Origin of the sequence: Tunturiibacter psychrotolerans (genome assembly GCF_051013365.1) — a bacterium.
Taxonomy (GTDB): domain Bacteria; phylum Acidobacteriota; class Terriglobia; order Terriglobales; family Acidobacteriaceae; genus Edaphobacter; species Edaphobacter psychrotolerans_A.
On sequence record NZ_CP132941.1, the window covers coordinates 4,025,348 to 4,046,563 of the forward strand.

General features: G+C 52.4%; 18 protein-coding genes and 2 pseudogenes. 12 read left to right on the forward strand and 8 right to left on the reverse strand.

The window, feature by feature from the left end:
* From RBB76_RS16870 to RBB76_RS16880, 3 genes are all read right to left on the reverse strand, one after another.
* Nucleotides 1-1,743 (reverse strand): FAD-dependent oxidoreductase, encoded by a 1,743-nt coding sequence (locus tag RBB76_RS16870; protein WP_429634786.1) that lies wholly within the window; start codon nucleotides 1,741-1,743, stop codon nucleotides 1-3.
* Nucleotides 1,744-1,938: 195 nt separating this feature from the next.
* Nucleotides 1,939-2,568: a response regulator transcription factor gene (locus tag RBB76_RS16875; RefSeq protein WP_260735885.1), complete on the reverse strand. Its 630-nt coding sequence runs from the start codon at nucleotides 2,566-2,568 to the stop codon at nucleotides 1,939-1,941.
* Between the two features lie 87 nt (nucleotides 2,569-2,655).
* Nucleotides 2,656-3,477, reverse strand: coding sequence for an alpha/beta fold hydrolase (locus tag RBB76_RS16880; protein WP_429634785.1), 822 nt, complete (start codon nucleotides 3,475-3,477; stop codon nucleotides 2,656-2,658).
* A 1,249-nt stretch (nucleotides 3,478-4,726) separates the two neighbouring features.
* Here RBB76_RS16880 and RBB76_RS16885 point away from each other — a divergent pair.
* Entirely contained in the window at nucleotides 4,727-5,491 is a 765-nt protein-coding gene (locus tag RBB76_RS16885; protein ID WP_429634784.1) for a sensor histidine kinase, read from the forward strand.
* A gap of 222 nt (nucleotides 5,492-5,713) precedes the next feature.
* Here the strand turns inward: RBB76_RS16885 and RBB76_RS16890 are convergent, their stop codons facing one another.
* On the reverse strand, nucleotides 5,714-6,535 hold the full coding sequence (locus RBB76_RS16890) for an alpha/beta fold hydrolase (protein WP_429634783.1): 822 nt from the start codon (nucleotides 6,533-6,535) through the stop codon (nucleotides 5,714-5,716).
* 427 nt (nucleotides 6,536-6,962) lie between these two features.
* Here RBB76_RS16890 and RBB76_RS16895 point away from each other — a divergent pair, with 427 nt between their 5' ends.
* From RBB76_RS16895 to RBB76_RS16920, 6 genes are all read left to right on the forward strand, one after another.
* Nucleotides 6,963-7,748 carry an alpha/beta fold hydrolase gene (locus tag RBB76_RS16895; RefSeq protein WP_429634782.1) on the forward strand — a complete coding sequence of 262 codons (786 nt, stop codon included), beginning with the start codon at nucleotides 6,963-6,965 and terminating at the stop codon, nucleotides 7,746-7,748.
* 60 nt (nucleotides 7,749-7,808) lie between these two features.
* The gene (locus RBB76_RS16900; protein ID WP_429634781.1) at nucleotides 7,809-8,507 is read left to right on the forward strand and encodes an alpha/beta hydrolase; all 699 of its coding nucleotides are present in this window, start codon (nucleotides 7,809-7,811) and stop codon (nucleotides 8,505-8,507) included.
* Nucleotides 8,508-8,576: 69 nt separating this feature from the next.
* Complete coding sequence (locus RBB76_RS16905; RefSeq protein WP_429634780.1) at nucleotides 8,577-9,089, forward strand: MaoC family dehydratase; 513 nt, start codon at nucleotides 8,577-8,579, stop codon at nucleotides 9,087-9,089.
* A 63-nt stretch (nucleotides 9,090-9,152) separates the two neighbouring features.
* A complete protein-coding gene (locus RBB76_RS16910; protein ID WP_429634779.1) occupies nucleotides 9,153-9,668 on the forward strand; it encodes a Dps family protein in 516 nt (171 codons plus the stop codon).
* A 203-nt stretch (nucleotides 9,669-9,871) separates the two neighbouring features.
* The gene (locus tag RBB76_RS16915) at nucleotides 9,872-10,834 is read left to right on the forward strand and encodes an MBL fold metallo-hydrolase (RefSeq protein ID WP_429634778.1); all 963 of its coding nucleotides are present in this window, start codon (nucleotides 9,872-9,874) and stop codon (nucleotides 10,832-10,834) included.
* 29 nt (nucleotides 10,835-10,863) lie between these two features.
* Nucleotides 10,864-11,163 carry a hypothetical protein gene (locus RBB76_RS16920; RefSeq protein WP_429634777.1) on the forward strand — a complete coding sequence of 100 codons (300 nt, stop codon included), beginning with the start codon at nucleotides 10,864-10,866 and terminating at the stop codon, nucleotides 11,161-11,163.
* A 344-nt stretch (nucleotides 11,164-11,507) separates the two neighbouring features.
* Here RBB76_RS16920 and RBB76_RS16925 read toward each other — a convergent pair whose 3' ends face one another.
* Nucleotides 11,508-11,858, reverse strand: coding sequence for a hypothetical protein (locus RBB76_RS16925; protein WP_429634776.1), 351 nt, complete (start codon nucleotides 11,856-11,858; stop codon nucleotides 11,508-11,510).
* On the reverse strand, nucleotides 11,839-12,774 hold the full coding sequence (locus RBB76_RS16930) for a HipA family kinase (protein WP_429634775.1): 936 nt from the start codon (nucleotides 12,772-12,774) through the stop codon (nucleotides 11,839-11,841). Before RBB76_RS16930 ends, RBB76_RS16925 begins: the two co-directional genes overlap by 20 nt.
* Nucleotides 12,775-14,544: 1,770 nt before the next feature.
* On the opposite strand from RBB76_RS16930, the gene RBB76_RS16935 reads away from it, so the two are divergent.
* Nucleotides 14,545-14,826 carry an MHYT domain-containing protein gene (locus tag RBB76_RS16935; protein WP_433963576.1) on the forward strand — a complete coding sequence of 94 codons (282 nt, stop codon included), beginning with the start codon at nucleotides 14,545-14,547 and terminating at the stop codon, nucleotides 14,824-14,826.
* Nucleotides 14,827-15,168: 342 nt separating this feature from the next.
* Here the strand turns inward: RBB76_RS16935 and RBB76_RS16940 are convergent.
* Nucleotides 15,169-15,729 (reverse strand): annotated as a pseudogene (locus tag RBB76_RS16940) (IS110 family transposase); the annotation flags it as partial.
* 29 nt (nucleotides 15,730-15,758) lie between these two features.
* Between RBB76_RS16940 and RBB76_RS16945 the strand changes: the two are divergent.
* Nucleotides 15,759-16,102, forward strand: a pseudogene (locus tag RBB76_RS16945) (IS110 family transposase); the annotation flags it as partial.
* A gap of 390 nt (nucleotides 16,103-16,492) precedes the next feature.
* Here RBB76_RS16945 and RBB76_RS16950 read toward each other — a convergent pair.
* On the reverse strand, nucleotides 16,493-17,473 hold the full coding sequence (locus RBB76_RS16950; RefSeq protein WP_429634943.1) for an acyltransferase family protein: 981 nt from the start codon (nucleotides 17,471-17,473) through the stop codon (nucleotides 16,493-16,495).
* A 780-nt stretch (nucleotides 17,474-18,253) separates the two neighbouring features.
* Between RBB76_RS16950 and RBB76_RS16955 the strand changes: the two genes are divergently transcribed.
* The 3 genes from RBB76_RS16955 to RBB76_RS16965 all read left to right on the forward strand — a co-directional run bounded on the left by RBB76_RS16955 (nucleotide 18,254) and on the right by RBB76_RS16965 (nucleotide 21,161).
* Entirely contained in the window at nucleotides 18,254-19,198 is a 945-nt protein-coding gene (locus RBB76_RS16955; RefSeq protein WP_433963446.1) for a HipA family kinase, read from the forward strand.
* A gap of 1,287 nt (nucleotides 19,199-20,485) precedes the next feature.
* Entirely contained in the window at nucleotides 20,486-20,824 is a 339-nt protein-coding gene (locus tag RBB76_RS16960; RefSeq protein WP_429634713.1) for a flagellar basal body FlgE domain-containing protein, read from the forward strand.
* A gap of 151 nt (nucleotides 20,825-20,975) precedes the next feature.
* Nucleotides 20,976-21,161: a flagellar basal body rod C-terminal domain-containing protein gene (locus RBB76_RS16965; protein ID WP_429634739.1), complete on the forward strand. Its 186-nt coding sequence runs from the start codon at nucleotides 20,976-20,978 to the stop codon at nucleotides 21,159-21,161.
* Nucleotides 21,162-21,216 lie beyond the last annotated feature (55 nt).

The following is a 21,216-nucleotide window of genomic DNA, read 5'->3' on the forward strand; positions in this document are numbered from 1 at the left end:
TCAAGACGCAAGTTTAACTCTACAATCTCCGGCCGCCAGAGAAGGAGTCTCTAAATTTGTCTCGAAATCTTCTAGATAGTGGTGGACATCCGATACGACTGCTGAACCCTCTCCGACCGCAGAGGCGACACGTTTAACAGACCCGGAGCGCACATCGCCAACTGCAAATATGCCTGGGCAACTTGTTCCCAGAGGCGACCCGGCGTTGGAGGGAGTATGGCCAGTCCTTAGAAAGCCATTTCGATCCAAATCCAACCGTCCTCTAAGCCAATCGGTGTTCGGATCGGCGCCAATCATCACAAAAATGTCGCTTACCTCGTAAAACGTCTTTTCGCTTCTCAGACTATCAGTCATTGCGAAGCCGCTAAGCTTCTGATCGCCAGAGATAGACTCGATTTCGGCATTCAGGTGCATGGTAATGCGCGGGCAGCAATTGATTCGTTGGACGAGATAGTCTGACATAGTTGCCTCCAACGTTGTGCCTCGCACGATCAAGTGCACTTGATGGGCGCTATGCGCAAGATGGAGCGCAGCCTGCCCGGCAGAGTTGCCGCCGCCAACCACGGCAACCACCTGACCTTTGCATCGAGCGGATTCAATTGGCGTTGCAGCGTAGTGTATCCCTCTCAGCTCAAATCGCTCGTATCCTGCTACTTGCAGCCTTCGGTAGCGGGCTCCGGTAGCCACGATTACAGTTCGAGATGAGACAATCTGGCCTCCGGCCAAATAAAGCCTGTGGATGCTGCCCAAACAATTCAAGTCGACTACATTTCGTGAGACAGAGAAGCGAGCCCCAAATTTCTGAGCCTGTATTTCTGCTCGCGAAGCAAGCTCCTGGCCGGACACCCCACTTGGAAATCCGAGGTAATTCTCTATCCGGGAACTCGTGCCCGCTTGACCGCCCGGCGCCGTGCCTTCAAGGACGATCGTTCTCAGTCCTTCTGAAGCAGCATATACGGCTGCAGCTAGTCCCGCTGGTCCCGCGCCGACAATGGCTACATCAAATGTGTCCTGCATGTGCAGCACATTGTTCATGCCGAGTTCGTCCGCGAGGTCCGTGTTACTCGGGTTGCGCAGCATCCGGCAGTCGGGGAGAAATACAACAGGTAGTTCAGTTGGATCAAGGTTTAGGCCCTGCAGCAACAATTCAGCATGGGGATTCATCTCAGCGTCGATCAGTTTGTTAGGGTATCCGTTTCGGACAAGAAATTGTTGAGTTCGCATGGTCGCGGCACTATGACCATGGCCGACTACGATGACGCCACCCTGCGAATGCTGAAGTAGAAAAGCACGTCTTCCAACCCATGCCTCTATTATGAGGTCCGTGATGTCGAGTTCGGTCCGCATCAGCTGACGTAGGCCATTAGCTCCGATACGCAGGATCCGACTACGCATAGCGGCACGACAACTTAAGAGCGTCTCCCTGCCGCTTAATAGGTCTAGCTCTCCTGAGAACTGACCTTTGGTGAGGGTAGCGAGCGGATAGAACGATCCGTTGCGTTTGTGTTCCAGTAATTCGATTGTGCCATCAATTACTACAAAGAAGTCGGCACTTCGGGAACCACGCGCGAAGAGAACCGCACCTGAATGAAATTCCTCTTCCTTGCCATAAGCAAAAAGTCTTTCGATCATATCGGAGGTCAGCATCGACTCAGCGCTTGCTTTACGGAGCGCATTTCCAGGTACGCCGGTCGCAAAGAATGTGCCCGAGTGTTCTGAGGTTGTGCTAAGTGACAGTGCCATCTCTACTCCTTCTTGAGGCGAAAGAAAAAAGAACTGATGGATGGATTGTGGCAGAGCACCCAAGAAGGGGAAGCTCAATTGCGGTCGTCTACCTACCCCTCTTTAGGGTAAGCCACAGTTTCCCGAAAGTCAGACACAACATAGATGAATCTGGCGCATTCAACCGTTATCGCGATCACATTTCTGCGTTGTTCATTAGGCGTCAAGAAAACCGCGTTTCATAGCGATCGTGACAGCATGCGTGCGATCATTCGCCTGCAACTTAGCCAGAATGTTTTTCATGTGGCCTTTCACCGTGTCCTCAGAAATCAATAGCCGATCGGCGATGATTTTGTTGGCGCAGCCAGCCGCTACGCACCGAAGTACCTCAATCTCACGCGCCGATAGTGCGTCCGCCGTGAAGTGCTCAGCGATCTCGGAGGCAATCTCCGGCGGAATTCGGCGTTGCCCGGAATGAACAGTGCGGATCGTATTAATGAGCTCAGTGCGAAATGTTCCCTTGAGGATATAACCGACAGCTCCAACCTGAAGGGCACGTGAAGCTTGTATATCCCCAGAATAAGTTGTAAGAATCACAATGCGTGCATTAGGGAACTCCTTGCGGATAGCTTCCGTTGCATCTATCCCATTCATTTGCGGCATTTGCAGGTCCATCAGCGTAACGTCTGGCCGGTGTTGCCGGAAGGCGGCAATTGCTTCCAAACCGTTTTTAGCCTCTGCGACAAGTTCCATATCGCTTTGCTGTTGAAGTGCAAAAGCTATGCCATCCCGAACTAGAGGGTGGTCGTCCGCGCAGAGTACTCGAATTTTATTAGAGGTTGTCATTATTTTATGTCCCCATTTGCAGCAGATGCGTGAGGGAAAACGGCGCTGTGAAGAAGTCCTGGATAGTCTTTCTCCACAGCATTCTAGCTACGACTTGATGAACTCGAGGAGGTCGGCATTGATCTGCTCTGCATGCGTTGTCGGCATTCCGTGAGGAAACCCAGGATAAGCCTTCAGTGTGCCATGCTTCAAAAGCTTTGCAGAGAGCGGCCCCGAGTCGGAAAAAGGAACAATCTGGTCGTCCTCACCGTGCATGACCAAGGTTGGGATTTCGATCTTCTTCAGGTCTTCAGTGAAGTCGGTCTCCGAGAACGCTTTGATGCAGTCGTATTGTGCCTTGATCCCGCCCATCATACCCTGGCGCCACCAGTTGTCTCTCACTCCCTGAGATATAACCGCACCTGGTCTGTTGTAGCCATAGAAGGGAAGAGTAATGTCCTCGTAGAACTGCGCACGGTGATTCGCGGTTCCTTCACGGATCTTATCAAACACCTCGACCGGCGTACCTCCAGGATTCTTCTCCGACTTGACCATAATCGGGGGCACGGAGCTTATCAGCACGGCTTTCGCGACTCGACCCTTGCCGTATCGCGCAACGTACCGTGCTACTTCACCACCACCAGTGGAGTGACCGATGTGAATAGCCTCTTTTAGGTCCAGTTTGGCGACCAACTCGGCAACATCGGCGGCATAGGTATCCATTTCGTTTCCCGTCACCGTCTGTGTCGAACGCCCATGACCACGACGATCGTGTGCGATCACCCGGTATCCTCGCTCCAGAAAAAACATCATCTGTGTGTCCCAGTCGTCGGCTGAAAGCGGCCAACCGTGATGAAAGAAGAGAGGTTGACCAGTGCCCCAGTCTTTAAAGTAAATCTGCGTACCGTCCTTGACCGTGATCATATTCATCGGATTCTCCTTATATTGTAGGTTTGTGGAAAGTTGGTTGAGAGTTGCTGCCGTTGCGGAATGCGACATCGAGAGCGCTGCAACAGATGATGCAGCCGCAACAACGAAGTGGCGGCGGCTAAACCTCGTGGGTGTGGATCGGCTGGTCCTCATATTGATTTCTTCCATACATGAAGTGGGCGATATCTCGAACGTCATAGCAACCCTCCGGCTTGTCTGCTTCTGCTATTGCAATAAGACAACAGGACGTTCAAAAGACCACCACCCTTTAGGGTTGGCTGTGATCTACGAGATAGTGTGGTGCGTTGTGAGGGACTCGCTCCCAGGAAGTATTCACTGGAAGATGCAGTCAGGATCTTCTTGCGCTGGAGGAATTTGATGATGATACTGCGGCGGTGTAGCAGCATTGAAGGAGTCCATCCGGGTAGATGACGTTCTATCTCATCAGCCCCGCAAACGAACACATCGTATCGACCGCGTTACGAATTCGCAAGCCCATCGATTCTTAGGAGAGCAATCAACTGTGGGTGTCATCTCGCTAATGTAAAACATCAAGCACTGTTATGCGCCTCGCGAGAGACGTGTTGACTCCGGGAGTGTGATTCGTCGTCGTCCAAATAGAAGATTATCTAGGGAGTAAGCGCCAGGACCTACCAGTGCTAGCGAAAAGCAGGTCAGCAGCCCATACAAGGTGGTTAGGCCATCTAGGCTCCAACCTAAATAGAAAAGAAGGGCAATCAGCGCTGCCATTAGGCAAGAGGCTATCGACGTGAAGAGACCCAACGTCGATAGAACAGCGAATGTGATAGCCAAAACGAAGATCGGAAAAGCTCTTCCTCCTAGCAGTTCGCATTGGATCATCCTGAGCGGCACGATTATCGCTGTCAGACGTAAGAGCAAGAGACCTGCTCCTTGCCCATCTCTTTGAGGACTCAACATTTAATGAAGGTACCTATCACCGGACTTCTTAGAAACACTATCTAGTGGCGCGTGGGAGTCACCCTTTAGGGTATTCGTCAGAGAAGGTTCCGGGCTTATCGTAGTCAGATGCTGATAGAGAGCCATTAGACCTGCTCATGGCTTATCCGAACAGCTAGGGATTAGGATGCGGGGTATCTTGGCACCTGAAAGATACGAAAGTGTCATGGAAGCGAAGCGTTAACGGTCTTTCAGTTGATTCGTAGGATGCCCATGTGATTCATCAAGCGGGTTTCTTTCGGACGCGACTCCGGACCGTAGGAGAAGTCTATTGAACAATCCAACGGCACATTTGAGTCCCTGGTACGCAGTATCTACTTGTCTGGTGCTTCTAGGACTGCAATATATCACCCACTGGCTGCGGGTACGATCCATAAGAAGGGAGCTTGCTCTGCGTTCGGAAGAACGGCTTCACGTCGCTCAGGAGTTGAATGACAAACTTCTCCAAACCATCTACGGGCTGACGCTTCACTTGAATGTAGTAGTTGATACACTTCCCGAAAACGAGCCCGTTATGAGATCTCTAAGACTCGCGCTCGCTCGTGCGGATGAGGTCTATTCTGAAGTTCGGAGTTCTTTGGAGAAAACCCGCGCACAAAGCTTAAACGGGACAGATTTTGCCGTGCAGTTGACCAGAATGTTCGAGGAACCCGGAATATGTCCGGGTATTGGCTTTCGAGTTGTGGAAGATGGCAAGCGTCGAGAATTAGAGATAAGCGCTCAACAGGAACTTTCTCGAATTGTGCGCCAAGCCCTCACAAATGCTTCACTTTACTCGAACACCTCGACCGCACAAGTCTTATTGACATACAGCAGCTCCGAACTGGTCTGCCGGATCTACGACAACGGCACCGGGATATCTTCCTCGAGCCAGGAGCTCACACCTAAAAACCCCGTAGTCAGGGGACTCATTGAGATGCGCAACCTTACGATTACACTCGGCGGCGGAATGAAGGTGTGGAGTAGCCCGGGAAGGGGAACGGAAATAGAAGTACGTGTTCCGGCGAACCGAGCGTATAAAATTGCCTCTGCGTAGAGCGACTGCTTGCGTTGAATCTCCGACGAGCGAGACTTCACTTATCAACGATTCATCAAGCTCTCCTGAAACTTCAAAGGATATTAGGTTCGGAAGACTTGAGCGCCAATCTCTGACGTATGTCGGACTGTCAAGCGGGGTAGGCAACATGCCCGAAATTGGTCAGGTCCTCAGCGATGTTCTTAATCGTGAGGACTCGACCTTGGCTCTCTGCGAAGTACCCTAGCTTTGAAAGAACGCAAGCAAGTCTGCATTGATGAGGTCGGGATGCGTCTCAGCCATGCCATGCGAAAGACCCTTATAAGTTTTCAGCTGTGCGTTCTTGATAAGCTTCGCGGAACGGGCACCAGTGAAATGATACGGTACTCCCTCATCGTCCTCGCTATGCATGACGAGAGTCGGCACGGTAATCTTTTTCAGATCCTCTGTAAAATCCGGTTCTGAAAAGGCCGCGACACAGTCGTAGTGCGCCTTCAGGCTCCCCTGCATCGCCTGATACCAGTACTTATCTTGCGTGCCCTTTGAGACTTCAACTCCAGGCTGGTCATAACTGTAAAACGTCAGCGCAGCATCCTGATACGTCTGTGAGCGATTCTTCAAGAGCCCCTCGCGAAACCCATCGAACGTCTCAAGCGGCCACCCGTCGGGATTGGTATCGCTCTTAAGCATCCCGGGAGTTACTGATGCTAGAAACACGATCTTGGCAAGCCGCGATAGTCCGTGCCGACCGACGTACCGTGCTACCTCGCCGCCGCCCGTGGAGTGCCCAACCAAAATCGTATTATTCAGATCGAGTGTCTCTAAAAGAGCCGCCAAATCGTCGGCATAGGTGTCGATGTCGTTGCCGTCCCACGTCTGCTCAGATCGTCCGTGGCCTCGGCGATCGAAAGCGATCGCTCGGAATCCTCGGTTTGCAAAAAAGAACATCTGGGGATCCCACTCGTCTGCGCTTGCGGGCCATGCGTGTGAGAAAACGATAGGCTGGCCTGTGCCCCAGTCTCTATAGAACAATTTGGTTCCATCATGGGCGAGAAATGTGCTCATATATCCTCCTTCGTGCTTTGGTGCTGGATGAACTAAAGGTTGTTGACCGCTATGACATGTCATGACGGCTTCGATTACTGATACTCAATCTTCAGGGTGCTTCGGTTTTCGCAGTACCTCAGATGGGGTATTTATCCGGCAACCCGTTAGGGTTGATTCGGATCAAGTTTCGATTTCCAACAACGGACCGAACGACATACAAATCGGCGAATCTATCTTCGTCGAAGAACAAACAGCAGTTACTCAGCGCCCGATCTGGGCGCAGTTTGTATACCCGAAAGGGTGTCGACCTTACAGAAGCCAGTCGCCATAATCCTTATCAGCAGCAGGTAGCTAGGTGCTGCAGATGGTCCGAGCGGCGCCCGCTACCGTTCGCATGTCTTCAATCAACCGTCCGGCAAGGGCGGCCAACATTCAAGGAGATTCTATGTACCGCGACCGCTTGCATCACCTAATTCGCGCCTGCTTCGGCGTGGCGTTAGTGCTCTCCGTCATTCCAGCATTTGCCCAGAAACCAACCGCCTCGGTAAGGAACATCGTGCTTGTGCATGGCGCATTTGCCGATGGAACAAGTTGGTCCAAAATCATCCCGCTCCTCGAGCAAAAGGGATATCACGTTGTAGCGGTTCAGAATCCGTTGACATCACTGTCTGACGATGTGGCTGCGACGAAGCGCATTATCGCCCTGCAAGACGGCCCTGTCATCCTGGTAGGACATTCCTGGGGTGGTGCAGTTATCACACAGGCTGGAGATGATCCGAAGGTGGCCGGACTCGTTTATGTTGCCGCCTACGCTCCAGAGTTAGGACAGTCTGCAAATGACGCGAGCACGCCGTTCGGAATCACTGAAGGGCAGAAGCAGATCCGAGTCGACTCCGAAAAGTTCGCTTCCATGACCCCTGAAGGAATTCATAATGATTTTGCGCAAGGCTTGCCAATAGCCGAGCGTAAGCTCGTCCTGTCGGTCCAGGGCCAAAGTTATGGTCCGATGTTCAGCGAAAAATTGACGGTTGCAGCATGGAAGACAAAACCATCGTGGGTCGTTATCTCAGCGGACGATCGTATGCTCCCACCTGCCATGGAAGAATCGGCGGCAAAGAAGCTGGGAGCTACAGCCGTGACACTACAAACGTGCCATCTCGCGATGCTGCAGGAGCCAGAAAAAGTTGCCGAAGTGATCGATGATGCGGCCAAGAAGTCATCGATCAGGTAACACCACAAGGATCAACCACTTTGAATACACAGACACGCGGTATCAACCAAGGAGGGCATCATGTCTTCAGTCGTCAAAAACATAGTTCTCGTTCATGGAGCATTTGCTGACGGCTCCAGCTGGTCAAAAGTGATCATCATCTTGCAGGAGATGGGATATAACGCAGTCGCGGTTCAGAATCCGATGACTTCATTGTCGGACGAAGTCTCCTTCACGAAAAGAATCATCGCCCTTCAGGACGGTCCAGTAATCCTGGTCGGTCACTCATGGGGGGGCGCTGTGATTACTCAGGCGGGCGACGAACCCAAAGTTGCAGGTCTTGTGTACGTCACCGCGTACGCACCGGCGGTCGGACAGTCCGCGAACGATGCCAGTAGTCCCTTTGGTTGGACGGAAGGCCAAAAGCACATTCGTCTTGATAGTGAAAAGTTCGCTACCGTAACTTCAGAAGGCATGCTGGAACATATCGCGGAAGGCCTGCCCCTAGCAGATAGGAGGCTTGCGTTCGCCGTGCAGGGGCAAAGCTATGGCCCGATGTTCGACGAAAAGCTCTCCGTGGCTGCATGGCAGGACAAACCGACTTGGGCTTTGATCTCGACCAAAGATCAGATGCTTCCACCCGCAATGCAGCAATCAGCAGCAGAGAAGATGGGTGCGAAAGTCACCACCCTGTCGACCTGCCATATGTCGATCCTGGAATCACCGGACTCAGTCGCAAGAGTAATCGACGAAGCCGCCAAAACGGCATTGACAAAATAAGCGCTACGGCAGTCTGCAAAGTTGCCACGCGCAAACATTTATCGCAAAGACTTGGTAAGGGAGTAACAAATGATTAGTGAGAAGCTTGAAGGTGAACCCACGACAGTAACCTCTTTCGATCCGACATCTTTTCCCTTGGTGCCTGCGAAACGCTTTGAGGATCTGCGGGTCGGAGACATCTTTCGCGCACCGAGTCGTACTTTGACCGATGCCCACTCTGCCGCCTTTCAAACCGTATCTGCGGACAACCACCCGGTACACTACGATGCTGTTTGGGCGGCAAGACATGGCCACTCAGCTCCCGTTGTGCACGGGCTCCAGGTACTCGCATTCACTGCGCCGGGAGCCACATTGTTTCCTCATTACATCGGCGAAGTCTTTATTGCATTTACCGAACTCTCCTGCAAATTCTTGAAGGAAGTGCACTCCGGTGACACTCTCTATCCTGCGTTGGAGATCATCGAGCTGTCCGTGCAGGAGTCGAACGGCTTTGTCACAACAAAGGTAACCGTCTTCAATCAGCATAGAGAGCTTGTGCTCTCTGGAGCACACAAGTATCTGCTGAAGGTCGCCAAGAGCTGAGATATTCTCTACGATCCGCAACGATGCTATTCAATCCTCACAATCACGCCAAAGGAGATTACGATGCCGAACAAAAAAGATTTACTCGAACGCCAAAAAGCACCTCTAGCCACCAGGTCCGATATCGACGGAGCAGCAGTTCAGGAGATCACCGGCGCTTTGAATGCTCTTTTATCGGACGCTTTCGCTCTCTACATAAAGACAAAGAACTTTCATTGGCATATGAGCGGACCACACTTCCGTGACTACCACCTCCTTCTGGATGATCACGGTGACCAACTCTTCGCCATGACAGATGACATTGCCGAGCGAGTCCGTAAGGTCGGAGGAACAACGATTAGGTCCATCGGCCATATCGCAAGGCTACAGCGTGTTCGCGATAACGAAGCCGAATACGTGACCCCCGCAGACATGCTAAGCGAACTGCATGAAGACGACAAAGCGTTCACCCTGAGCATGCGTGCAGTACATACACTCTGCGACGATGCGGGCGACGTCGCTACAGCTAGCTTATTGGAGAACTGGATCGATCAGTCGCAGCGTCGTAGTTGGTTCCTCTTCGAGGCCACACGCTCTTGACATCGGGATCTTCCCGGCCCACGCTGATCATGGCCGTCAAACGCGGCTTATTCGTACTTAGTGCGCATGATGACTCTTACGCGATATGAGCGACATGCTGGTGGTTAGATACTCATTTTCTTCACAAGTATTTTTCCCAAAATGGGCTGCGGCTAGGTGTAGCAACATACTAACGATAGCAACAGCAGATTGAGGAGTCCATCATGAAGTCTGGCGATCTGGCTATCTCTCGACGTTCGTTCATCCGTGGAGGTATCGCGACTCTCGCAGGCAGCGCTCTCACACTCTATGGGGCAAGAACTTTTGGCCAAGAAGCTTCTCTCACCGGCGCCCAGTTCAGAGCATCAGGGAAGAGCGCCAAAATAGCTACCCGGCAGCTCCGTGGCGATCTCCGGTATTTGGATGGATCGGGCGGCAACATCATCGTTCTCCCCGGGCCCGACGGTATCCTCGTGGTGGATAGTGGCTTGGCAACATCGGAATCGCAAATCATAACGGCTCTCAGTGCGATCTCTTCAAGACCGCTCCGCCACTTGCTGAATACTCATTGGCACTTTGACCACACTGACGGCAACGAATGGATGCACCTCGCTGGTGCCACCATCGTTGCCCACGAGAACACGCGCAAACGCATGAACCAGAGGCAGGAGATACCCGCATTCTCTATTGTTCTAGAACCCTCACCGCCAGCGGCCCTGCCCACGGTCGTGTTTGCGCAATCCCATCGGTTGCTACTCAACGGTCAAAAGATCCTGATGGAGCGCTATACGCCTGCCCACACGGATTCGGATGTTTCCGTTTTCTTCGAGAACACAAATGTGCTTCATACGGGCGACACCTGGTTCAATGGATACTACCCATTTATTGACTACAACAGTGGAGGGAGCATCCGTGGCCTCATCGCTGCATCCTCTGAGAATCTTCAGCGCACAGATACGCAGACGATCGTCTTGCCGGGGCACGGCGACGTTGGCAGTCGGACGGACCTGCTCGCTTTCCACGAAATGCTCATAGAAATACGCGATCGAGTCTCTGCCCTAAGGGTGAAGGGATATTCGTTAGCCGCAACAATTTCAGCAAAACCAACCGAAAAATATGACGCCAAGCTTTCAGGAGGATTTGTATCGCCCGACCTTTTTACGCGTCTCGTTTATAAAGGCGTGTAGTCATTCATGCCGACTTCGTAGCTTACTTTATGCTTCCTTGGACGCGCATCCTGTTCTCTAAGTTCGAGTACGGCTACGAGGTCGCGGTGAAGAAGTTGGTGGAGACTAAGTTGAAGCATCTGCCAGTGCCTAAGGACGAAGGGGCGCAGCCTTCGCGAGGCAACATCGCCAACCTCATGGACGCGCTCCGAAAGAGCATCGGAAGCGACGAAGTCCAAGTGGGAAAGACGACGAAGAAGCCTGCGGCCAGCACCAAGCACGAGACTAAAAAGGGAATCGGCCTGGTCAAACCTGCGGCCAAGACTGTCTCGAAACGTAAGACAGCTTAGGGGTATGGGTGAAATCTCGTTGTAGTCTTATGTCGACGTGGACGCGGAAATAGCCCGTATATCTCGAGGTCGAAGCCTATCCGTTAATTTCATCTTGGAGTTTTTCCCGCGACTGCGACCAGAAGGTAACCAGAGCACTGACCGATTCTTTATACGGAACCCCTTCGAGCGTAAGCACCCCCGGCTCAGTACGAAGTTCGCCATTGTCGTCAACACTGTCTTCATTCTGGCGCAGTTCGTCTGTTCGCAGACAACCGTTACACACAATTAGGTACCACTGCTGCGGACACATTGCCGACCGCAGCTTTGCTGGACTCATTCGTATTGCGTCGGGGCGAATGGAGTTATCGTGAAACTCCATTGGTTCTATCTAAATCGTTAAGCTCGTCGAAATGCTCTTGCCAAGACGAAGATCCGCGAACGACATCAAAAAACTCTTTGATCACTTCATTTAGATCATGCTCCGAGCAAGATCCCGACACGAAGGCGCGGATGGGGCCAATATTCAGATTAGCTAAGCGTTCAAACAAAGTTCCAATCGACCTCTGTTCGCTGTTGTGAAGTCGAAGATCTTCTAAAAAGGTTTCGATTTCATCAACCTCCCGTTGGGAGGCAACTCCAGTCTTCGCTTCCCACTGTCGCAGGACAAAAATCTGCAAGGCGTAAGAACCAAGCTCATGCAGTCGCACGGCCACGATGAAAGGCACTCCGTGTATCTGGAGTTCTGAGGTCGTGTATTCCAAAATCTGATAGTCGCAGAGATTCATCTGTGCTTTTCTGTTGACTTGGGCGCCAAGTCCTTTCTACACCTGCTTGGACGAGCTCCGGCAAGCGAAGTAATCGGTCCGTTAGACTGCTAAGTAGTTCACTCAAGTTTCCCGAATACCATTCGGATGCGAGAGGTGCGACAACCGATGGGAGCAGTTCCGGAATCATGGTTTGAAATCGTGAGATCCAAAACGCTACTTGTTCATCATGCCAAAGATCTGTATAGACTGCCAACTCCAAATGAAGAGCGGAACCAGGATTGCCTTGAAAGTTCCATTCCGGGCCGCCGAACATGTGGCCGTGGTCAATAAAGCAAACCTCCAGTTCGTTTGTCGAATTTCGCCGGAAGATAGCCTGACGGTTGTCTTGATGATTGGCCCAAACGTCGAGAAGATACATCCCCAAAAACGCCTCCCGATTCGTGATCATGTTGACTCTTGACGGGCTAATATATTCCGTTGGCCGGTCCGCGCCAGAGGTTTGGCCTACGAACAGACTGCCAAAATGCATACCTTGATTGGGACGGCGTACTCCAGACGGAAGTTCAAACCACAGGTCCGGATGACCGTCGATGAAGCTGTCAGACAGACATATCCCCTTGCCTTCCGCTACGGGGAGTCCGAGAGCTTTTGCAAGGAGGCTACCCATGTATTCATTGGCAAGGACATTCGGGCCTCCGGGATTGTCCATCAACTTTACAACGTAGTGCCGGCCATCATTGGCTCGAACTAAAATCGACTGTGAACCACCTTTCATCTTCCGTATGTATTTGTTGGCAGAGAGAATGGCATTGGAACAAGGATGAAGACTATCTTCAAAGGAACAAAACTCAACGAGACCCAACTTTTCCTCCAGGGGGAACTTTTGAAGCGTACAGGGTCTGTCCGCTTTTCAACACTACAACTTCCGTTTAGACCCTTAGGAGTAACGGTTGGCCGCTGAAGAGCCCAGCGCTTTCCTTTGCGCGATGAATTCACCTTAGTAAGGGCGCTTCGTCGTTAGAAACAACTGTGACGGTCGCGAAGACGATTCGCCATTGCTCGGGGGCGATTCCTTGTTGCTCGCCCAGCACTTGGATCTGACTTCCGTTCGTGTGGCATAGCCGCTGTCCGCAGCCTTGCCAGAGAGTGCTGTCGTTGTCGACGAAGACGTTGTGCAGCTGGGACAGCTCGGGATGAGAGGCAATTTGTTGAGGATCGAAAAAGGGAGAGATGGTCCAGCCTAGTGGAGTGTTGGCGGTTGGGCGATCATAAGAGCGCCCTTGTTGAGGAAGAGGATGTGCCGCGAGTCGATTGAGGCGAGATGTTGCCGAGGGTGAACTGTGCGCTCGGAGTGAAGGGAAGGGTTTCGAAGCGAGAGCCCGAAAGATAGTAGAGGTGATCGTTGGTCGCTGCCCATACGCGGCCCGGGTCGTCCTGTTAGAGGTCGATGACCAGGCTTTCGGGGATTCCGTCAGTTGTACCAAACCGATGAAACTCTGCATTGCCGTAACGAAAGAGTCCGTTCTCGTTGCCGCCCATAGATAGCCTGTCTTGCCCTGAATGCGTTTGAAGACGTCTTGATTTTTGAGACCTTCGTTCTGATCGAAGTGCTGAAAGGTAAACTGCTGCGCGCTCGCGTGAACTGTGATGACGAAAAGGATGAAGGATGACGGCCTATCTGTCGTGAATCTCGCTCATCTTCGTGTTGGGATAGTCCGTGATGATCGCGAAAGTTTACCCCACTGGCCCGTCTCGGGCTCTTCCACGGTCCTACAGTCCATCCATTCCATGGACGTGACGACTTTTCACTGACAGACGATACTGTGGTTTTGGACCCGCCACAGTCTTCTTCCCCTCCGACATCGAACACGCGGAACGTTGACCGTTAGCGCCACAGCCGGATATACACGGCTAGGCCCTACGCCATCGCCTTCAGTTCCGGCTGATAACACCGAGCGTAGAACCCTATGATCCTGATAATAAGCGATAAACCCTTATGTTTCAACCTGTAAGGTTTTCAAAGTGAGACATCTTACCCCGGCAAAACAAATCCGCTGAGTTTTTCTTCTTTACCTCTTCGTTCTTGGTGATGTTAGCGATCCACGTGAATATGCGGGGTGTGAACGAGAGCGAGAGGCCGCCGCTCCATCTGTTGCGCTTACTACAACATGATGATGAATGGTGATTGATCGGGCGCTTACCCCTTGATCTCGGAGGGTTCTGACCGGCTCTTTTGAAGTCTTTACTTCTCAGCGGGAACCGGCTTCACATCTGCGTTCCTGTCTGCTCTTTTCGATCTAGCCCAACGCACTTTCCATGCAGCTTCTATCCGCGCATTACCCTCTGCACGCCTGAGAACTCACATCTTCGGCAAGTTCAAAGTCGAAGTTTTCTCATAACCCCGCTCTGCGAGAATCACATCGGTAGGATTGTTTCCGAGTTGGAGGCAAGCGGTAAATCCTCAGTGGTTCGGGATCCTCCTGCCACTTCTGAACTATTGCGAATACATTCCTTTGCCGATGATGAGAGATATATGCGAGTTCCATTAGTTGATTTCGATTATCGATTGGTCATACTGTCGTCCTTCATAGTGACAGTCGCCACATACGCAACCCTTGCAGTGGTCGAAAGAATGAAGTTCGCGCAGGGTACGGGTTGGTTCGTATGGCTTTTTGGCGGCGCGTCCGGAATAGGAATAGGGATTTGGTCGATGCATTACCTCGGCCTGCGAACTCTCAGTTTTCCCGTGCCCACCTTGCATAGCTCGTCTGTCGTTTATTCGATACTCGCGACGATTTTCGCTTCTGGCGTCACCTTGCTTGTAATAGGGAAAAGCGACTCTGGGCGAAGTGTAAGGAAAGAAAACCAACGTCTAATGCGTCTTGAAATATTCATACGTCACCGAGTGGCCTGATTACATTACCGGAGTCATTCTGAGCCGATGCTCCTGTCAATGTATGGTCCGCCGCGTGACTGCAAGGATTAGTTTGGTCGAGAAGACAAGTCTGCGGCAATGTATTCGGCCTTTGATGGAGCCGCGTGCTCCTGGCCAGGATGAGTTCCGCTGCGCATCTGTCCTTACAAGTCGGTCGGTCGTTGAGGACCCTTATCGGGATCAGGTTGCAGATGCGCCGTTGTGACTGTTCTTTCGTCTTTGCTGTTCCTGTGCAGACCTTGGTGGGAAAGTCGTCGTCGTAGAGCGGGAAAGTGGGAGCGTGAAGCGCTTCCAAGCCGCAGGCGTCTTTTCCGCTCTATCTCATGCCGCTGTTGCGCTCGCCGCGGGCCTGTAGTCTTCGCCGGTGGAGAGCACAGCCCAGGCGATGCGGGCGAGCTTATTCGCCATAGCGACCACCAGCACGTTGCGCGGCGCTCTGGCTTCCAGTGCGTTCATCCAGGCTCCAATCGTGAAGCGATCTCGTTTTATGCGCATGGCCGCGGCTCGTGCGCCGTGGATCAGTACCTTACGCAGGTAGATGTTGCCGCGCTTGCTGATGCCCAGCAGCTTGGCCTTACCGCCCGTAGAGTACTGTCGCGGAACGAGGCCGAGCCACGCTGCGAAGTCTCGTCCCTTGCGGAACGCTGCGCCGTTGCCGATGGCGGCAACGATGGCCGTCGCGACGATAGGTCCGATGCCTGGGATCTGGCGGATGCGGCAGCAACCCGCATCGCTGGCGGCGATCTGTTCGAGTCTGTCGGTCAGCCCGTCGATCTGCTGTTCGACGGTCTTCCACTCGTCCCACAGCATACCTATCAGGTTGCGCATCATCGGCGTCAACGCGTTCTCTGCGTTCTCGAGAACATCTGCCATGGCTGATCTTGTTGGCAGGTTTTAGGAGGATCATCGACATGCAGATTCGTTCGGTTGGCATTGACCTTGGCAAGACAACCTTTCACCTCGTAGCCTAAGCGCAGCAGGCAAGGTGCTGTTTCGGAAGAAGTTCACCAAGAAGCAGCTCATCACCTTTACAGCGAACATGCAGATTTCATTGATCGGGATGGAGGCCTGTTCGGGGGCTCACTTCCTCGGCCGGGTTTTGAGACAACCAGGCCACAACGTGAAGCTGATTCCGGCTCAGTTCGTGAAGCCGTTTGTGAAGTCCAATAAGAACGACTTCCTGGATGCGGAAGCGATCGCCGAAGCTGTCGACCGACAGAACACCGACTCCTTCTGCATCAACGTTGCCGATGAATCGACCGACAAATTGTAGTGGCCGCTGTATCCCTTGAAGGTGCGGTACAGCATCTCTTGAAGGTGTCTGCGATCCTGCTCTAGGGCCACCATTTTGCTAAAAATGTGCAGGGCCTCGCGGGTGTCGAATGTTACGGTTGTTTCCCCACGATGGAGCTTTTCCTCTAATCTCTCCATTGTTCGGCGCATGTGAGGGTTGAAGGTGCTCTCGGAAATGATTGTCATTTCGTCTTGGGTCATGCCCCTGTCCCCCTATTGACACGGAGACAGTACCACGAACCCCACGCTTGCTATGCACTATAGGGTCGACCAAAAGAAGAGCACCACTGCAATAGCAATTGCCACGAGGAGAAGCTTCTGGTTTCGGGTCATGCGCCAGTGCCGAGTATCTTCAAGACGGCCTCAGAACATACCGCCGGAGTCTCTGGATGGGCAACTCCATGGCATAGAGGGACACCGTGCTCAGGATGAGAGTCCCGCCGAAGCAGAAGGTGAAGAGTGCCCAAGCCTCTCCCGGTCTGGTGGCATCAATCGGCCTAAAGTGTTGTGCCATCAGGTTGAGAAAGATGGGGTGGTAAAGGTAGAAGCTGTAGGAGATGCTGCCGAAAAAGACCAGAATCCTGCCGGCCAACCATGACGGCTTCCGCTCCGGCTGCATGACGATCCTCCGCACAAGGCAGTATGCCAAATAGTTGATGTTGCCGAGGAGTGCCCCGGTGAGCAATAAGCTGGCGGGCAGGCAAACGATGGCTACCGTCCCCGCGATGGCAAGGACGAACAACACCTTGGAATTGAGGATATTCAAGAGTGTCTGGATAGGCCGTGGTCTCTCTTCCTGATTGAACCACTGTAACGCAAGGATTGCCCCGAGGCCGAGTCCGTCGAAGCGATACGGCGTGTACGTGATTGCCATGGCATGGGTAGCCAGCGGCATGATGATCCGCAGCAACACCGACGTAAAGACAAGCCCAAACGCGAGATAGTAGAGCGACGTCACGCGGAGTCTGTTCACGAAGTTCGGCCAAATCAAGTAGAACTGCTCCTCAATCGAAAGCGTCCATGCTGTGCCCTTTGAATCCACGTGGAACCTCGAACTGAAGTTGACAAGAAAGATTAGGCTCAACCAGATGTACCCCCATGCATTCCCGACAACCCACTGCGTCAGAACGAGATGCACAAAATAGACGGGCAGGATCCGAAGGGCTCGTTTCCAGTAGAAATTGTGATAGTAGTTTGCTTTTCCCCGGTCGATCAACAGCAGAGACGTAATCAAGAAGCCGGACAGCACAAAGAAGATGTCAACGCCATACGCCCGTAGCCCGTAACCCGCAGGAACAGCCGTATGGAACGACCCCACGGCGTTGCTGACCACCCAACCATGATGCAGAAGTGATGGACGAAGACAACGACGGCGGCGATACCGCGAAGGCCGTCTAGTTCGATGAAGCGTGGTAGCTTTCTCTGCACCGTGACCAAAACGTGATGCGCCTCGACTGAACCACGGTCGTCTCTGTCTCCAAAACCCATTGGTTTGTATTGCTTTTTAGACTTAATCTTCTCTGCCATTCGTCCTCACTTTTTCAATTTACCGTACTGTTCAGGTGTGAGGCTCAGCCAGATCGATCCTCGACCGATTGTGATTCCATGTTCCAATGCTGAACGATCCTCTAGCCTCTTCTCTGAGCCGAATCGGTCATACATCTCTACGACCTTTTTCTGAGCCTTTGAAGTTCAGCTTACGAGGCAGACCCGTCTTCAGGTCAGGCTCCAAGAACTGGCAATACCATCCTCCATCAACCAACATGAAATGCATGTAGACGCGGTGACTTGTTGTTGGGGATCGTTCACCAGTGATGGTCGGATTTTAGGCGAAAAAAAGCGAAGGATTGGAAGCAGTCCCATCCTTTTGGTAGGCCAGTGCAGCGATCCAAGAGCCATTGGATCGCCCTACTGAGTTGCTAAAGCAGTAGCGGCAGTAAGGCCAGCGTTCACCGTAGCCTCTTTCGCAGGCAAGATAGGTGTCTTGGCACTCCTCTGCCCCAACCGTTACCACACGCGGGGCCAACAGTTACTTCAAAGGGGCTATACAAAAGTTGTAGTGTTGAAAAGCGGACAGACCCTGTACGCTTCAAAGGTTCCCCTGGAGGAAAACTTGGGTCTCGTTGAGTTTCGTTCCTTTGAAGGTAGTCTTCATCCTTGTTCCAATGCTATTCTCTCTGCCAACAAATACATACGGAAGATGAAAGGTGGTTCGCAGTCGATTTTGGTTCGGGTCAATGATGGCAGGCACTATGTTGTAAAGTTGACGGACAATCCCATCGGCCCCAACCTCCTTGCCAATGAACACATGGGGAGCCTGGTTGCAAAGGCCGTAGGACTCCCCGTAGCGGAAGCCAGCGGGATAATGATCTCCGATAGCTTCATCGACGGTCATCCGGACCTGTGGTTCGAGCTGCCTACTGGGGTTCGCCGCCCCAATAAGGGGATGCATTTTGGCAGTCTTTTCGTTGGCCAAACCTCTGGCGCGGACCGGCCGACAGAATACATAAGCCCGTCGAGAGTCGGCGCGATCACGAATCGGGAGGCGTTTTTGGGGATGTATCTTCTCGACGTTTGGGCCAATCATCAAGACAACCGTCAGGCTATCTTCCGGCGAAATTCGACAAACGAACTGGAAGTTTGCTTTATTGACCACGGCCACATGTTCGGCGGCCCGGAATGGAACTTTCAAGGCGATCAAGGCAATCCTGGTTCCGCTCTTCATTTGGAGTTGGCAGTCTATACAGATCTTTGGCATGATGAACAAGTAGCGTTTTGGATCTCACGATTTCAAACCATCATCCCAGACGTGCTTACTTCGATAGCCGCTCCTATGGCATCCGAATGGTATTCGGGCGATTTGAATGAACTGTTGAGCGAGCTAACGGACCGATTACTTCACTTGCCGGAGCTCGTCCACGCTGACATAGAAAAGACTTGGCACCCAAGTCAACAGAAAAGTCCAGATGAATCTCTGCGATTATCAGATTTTGGAATACACGACCTCAGAACTCCAGACACACGGAGTGCCTTTCGTCGTGGTCGTGCGACGGCATGAGGTTGGTTCATTTACTTTACAGATCTTTATACTGCGGCAGTGGAAAGCGAAGGTCGGGATTGGTTCCCAGCATGAGGCTGATGAAATCGCAACCTTCTTAGAAGATCTCCGATTTCAGAGTAGGGAACAGCTTCCGCCAGCCTCACTATTTCAACGTTTATCCAATCTAAATGTCGGCCCTATTCGCGCCTCCGTGTCGGGCTCATGTTCCGTCCAAGATTTAAATGAAGTGATCCGAGAGGCCTTTGAGACTGTTCGCGGATCTTCGCCGTGGCAAGAGCATTTCGACAACTTTAATTAGATCCAGAATGGGAATGCGCTCGTCGACCATCATGTTTTTGTCAACGTTGGCGAGTGATATGCGCTTTACCATTCGATCTATGCAAAAAGTAATCATCGACGGTGACGTCGACCATTTCCCGTATTCAGAAACCGAAAATAAGCCGGCCCGGACGAAAACAGATTGCTTTGAGGCTTTCATCGGACTGCGCAATGTCTGTTTAGCTTCCGTTCTTTTTTGGATCATTCTTGCGGAACTCATCCATAGGGCGCATTTCATGTTTCACCATCCACGATGATGATTACCTTTGAGTGAATTGCGTCAACGCGGTCGGCATCCAGAGCGCAAAGGATCGCAGGCGGCAGGCGCAAGCTCATTCGTCCGAGGTCCGGCCGCCTTCCGAGCGCGACATCCTGACAGCCCGAAGCGGCGAGTGGAAAGTCGTGGAAGGCTGCTATCTCAGCCAGAAGTAGGATCGGAGGGCAGTTCCACCTAACGCAACGGTAAGAAAAATCAGCAGCGTCGAACGGTCGAGTGTGGGCTGCGGCTGTGAGTCTAGAGGCTTATGAGATCTTTCTAATCATGTCCCCCGAAAAACTGGACTTGCGAGTGCTTACAATCATGGACGAAATTTTCTGGCACAGAACAACTGCATCTGGAAAGAAAAGACAATGGGAAATTTCTCGATTGCGCTGTCAGGATTGGAATCGGCTTCGATTGAGCGGAATACGATTGGAAACAACTTAGTGGACCTTAATACGACGGCTTACAAAGGCTAGATAACCTCGTTTGAAGTCTGTTTCATCAGACACTTGGGGAGTCCGGCGCGGGCGACCCCATTTAGGTTGGATCGGGAACGAAGCTCGCCTCGACGGCCACTGACTTTACCGAGGGTACGCTTCTTCCGGACGCCAACGGCAACACGAGCGATATGGCACTGGACGGAAGTGGGTTTTTCCTAGTGGAACAGGACGGGCAACAGTCTTTAACAAGGGGGGCAACTCACGGTGACCAACAACGGCAGCCTGACCCCCCAAGAAGGGCAGTTGGTGCTGGGTTACCCTGTGACGGACGGTGTGGTCAACACAAATACCACTCCGCAGCCAATCACGCTTCCGATAGGTGCTACTGAAGGGGCTCGGGCGACACAGAACATTTCTGTAAACCTGGACTCAGGAGCAGCTGTTGGCACAACGTTTACAACGCCCGTTATGGTTTATGACTCGCTGGGGCAGAGCCATCAGGCAACCATTACTTATGACAAGACCGCTACGAATCTCTGGAGTTACTTGATCGCGCTGCCGCCAGGCGAAGCAACCGGATCAGAGTCTATAACCGGGTCTTGAGCTTTGACACATCGGGAAATTTGATTCCACCCATGACAGCTAGCCGGCACTTTTCAATGCCGGTTAGTGTCGGAGACACTGTGGCCAACGTGCAGGGATAGCATCGGTAGGCGGGAATAACTTCCGGACGACTGCGTCCTCGGGGCAGGCAATTGCCGGTGTGGCCGGGACTGGTGGTCGCGGCGTTGTGGATGGCAGTACGCTCGAGCAGTCCAACGTCAACATCGCGACCGAGTTTTCTAATCTGATTATTGCGCAGAGAGCTTTTGAGGCAAATTCGAAGACGGTAACGACCCTTGATCCGATTTCGCAGGATGCGATTGCAATGGTCTTATGAATGGTCCGCGCGCTTGGTCTAGGAGGTAAACTGACAAATGACGACATCCCCCGCT

Bases quoted from the DNA above. Each gene is read 5' to 3' on its own strand.
- RBB76_RS16900 (WP_429634781.1), top strand. From the start codon at position 7,809: ATGTCTTCAGTCGTCAAAAACATAGTTCTCGTTCATGGAGCATTTGCT.
- RBB76_RS16890 (WP_429634783.1), bottom strand. From the start codon at position 6,535: ATGAGCACATTTCTCGCCCATGATGGAACCAAATTGTTCTATAGAGAC.
- RBB76_RS16910 (WP_429634779.1), top strand. From the start codon at position 9,153: ATGCCGAACAAAAAAGATTTACTCGAACGCCAAAAAGCACCTCTAGCC.
- RBB76_RS16870 (WP_429634786.1), bottom strand. From the start codon at position 1,743: ATGGCACTGTCACTTAGCACAACCTCAGAACACTCGGGCACATTCTTT.
- RBB76_RS16875 (WP_260735885.1), bottom strand. From the start codon at position 2,568: ATGACAACCTCTAATAAAATTCGAGTACTCTGCGCGGACGACCACCCT.
- RBB76_RS16935 (WP_433963576.1), top strand. From the start codon at position 14,545: ATGAAGTTCGCGCAGGGTACGGGTTGGTTCGTATGGCTTTTTGGCGGC.
- RBB76_RS16920 (WP_429634777.1), top strand. From the start codon at position 10,864: ATGCTTCCTTGGACGCGCATCCTGTTCTCTAAGTTCGAGTACGGCTAC.
- RBB76_RS16905 (WP_429634780.1), top strand. From the start codon at position 8,577: ATGATTAGTGAGAAGCTTGAAGGTGAACCCACGACAGTAACCTCTTTC.
- RBB76_RS16915 (WP_429634778.1), top strand. From the start codon at position 9,872: ATGAAGTCTGGCGATCTGGCTATCTCTCGACGTTCGTTCATCCGTGGA.
- RBB76_RS16895 (WP_429634782.1), top strand. From the start codon at position 6,963: ATGTACCGCGACCGCTTGCATCACCTAATTCGCGCCTGCTTCGGCGTG.
- RBB76_RS16880 (WP_429634785.1), bottom strand. From the start codon at position 3,477: ATGAATATGATCACGGTCAAGGACGGTACGCAGATTTACTTTAAAGAC.